The organism is Gammaproteobacteria bacterium, from assembly GCA_003696665.1.
Classification (GTDB): domain Bacteria; phylum Pseudomonadota; class Gammaproteobacteria; order Enterobacterales.
In genome coordinates this window covers 1-1,188 of record RFGJ01000483.1, presented here as the reverse complement: position 1 = coordinate 1,188, position 1,188 = coordinate 1, and the positions used below count along the sequence as shown (strand labels likewise).

Below are 1,188 nucleotides of genomic sequence, written 5' to 3'. Positions count from 1 at the left end.
TGCCAGCGTCCATTTGGCATTGGTTGTATACCGATGGTTTGAATGCCTATTCGGTGTTCATTGACGAGGCACCAAAAAGTAAGAAGATGGTTTTGGGACAGGCTTTCGACAGCGAGCACTTGATTTTTGAAAAAACGACCCAAAAGTACCGCTTAACCATTATTGGTGCTGTGCCCAAGGTCGTCGCCGAAAAGATTGCCAATTCAGTCATCAGAGAAACGACGCCACAACCATGAAAGCTGAGCAATTACGATTACGACAACCGGTCAGGGTTGTCATGAGTGAACCAGGGCTTGTTTGGGTCGAATCTCTACCGAAAGCAGGTTGCGCCCGGTGTGCCTCGGGTAAAGGGTGCGGTGGCGGCATTTTCGCTCGATTGTTCGGTTCGAAGACCTACCGCTTGCCGGTGCGGACACAGCGTTCTTTGCCAGTTGGTCGCATGGTTTACTTGACCATCCCGATTGAGCGAATTCACCGGGCTGCATTGGCTGTCTATTTTTTTCCATTGTTGACCGCATTGATAGGGGCACTGATGGGACAATTTCTGCCGCAATTCGAAGGGGAGTTGGGGAGCATGGTGCTGGCGGCACTTGGGTTTATCAGTGCATTAGCATTTAATCGGTGGCGATTTAGCCAGTCACGTTGGAGCGAATACTATCAACCGGAGATCGACACAAATATTCACGGTGATGCGGTGTGTGACTGGCCGAGTGGGTCGCGGAGTTCGAATTCTTAAATAGGAGGAACCAGATGAATCGATCAATCAAACAAAGCTTTTGGGCCATCGGCCTGATTGTGACCTTGTGTTACCAATCGACGCTCGCACGGAGTATGCCGGATTTTTCGGATGTGGCGAAAAAGCTTCGTCCATCTGTCGTGAATGTATCTGTGGTGCAGGAAATTTCGCAGCAACGAAGCTTAATAGAACAATTTTTTGAACGGCGGTTTGGCCAGCCTATACCGAATGAACCGAAGCTTTCGCGCGCCATTGGATCGGGATTCATTATCAGTGAGGATGGTTACATTCTCACCAACCGTCATGTTGTGGATGACGCTGAGACGGTAACCGTTCGCCTGTGGAACCGCCGGGAATATAAAGCCAAAGTGGTTGGCACTGATGCTGGCACGGATGTCGCCTTGCTCAAGATTAACGCAGACGACCTACAGCCGGTCGACATCGGTGATAGT

General features: G+C 50.3%; 3 protein-coding genes. All 3 read left to right on the top strand.

Annotated elements, in window-relative coordinates; all coding sequences use genetic code 11:
• On the top strand, positions 1-236 hold a 236-nt coding region (locus D6694_11740), incomplete at its 5' end, for a hypothetical protein (protein ID RMH38859.1).
• Entirely contained in the window at positions 233-736 is a 504-nt protein-coding gene (locus D6694_11735; protein RMH38858.1) for a hypothetical protein, read from the top strand. The genes D6694_11740 and D6694_11735, both read left to right, overlap by 4 nt.
• A 14-nt stretch (positions 737-750) precedes the next feature.
• Positions 751-1,188 (top strand): serine peptidase (locus D6694_11730; protein RMH38857.1); only part of this gene is annotated, 438 nt, incomplete at its 3' end.

Excerpts from the sequence above, each read along its gene's own strand:
- D6694_11735 (RMH38858.1), top strand. The coding sequence starts at position 233 with ATGAAAGCTGAGCAATTACGATTACGACAACCGGTCAGGGTTGTCATG.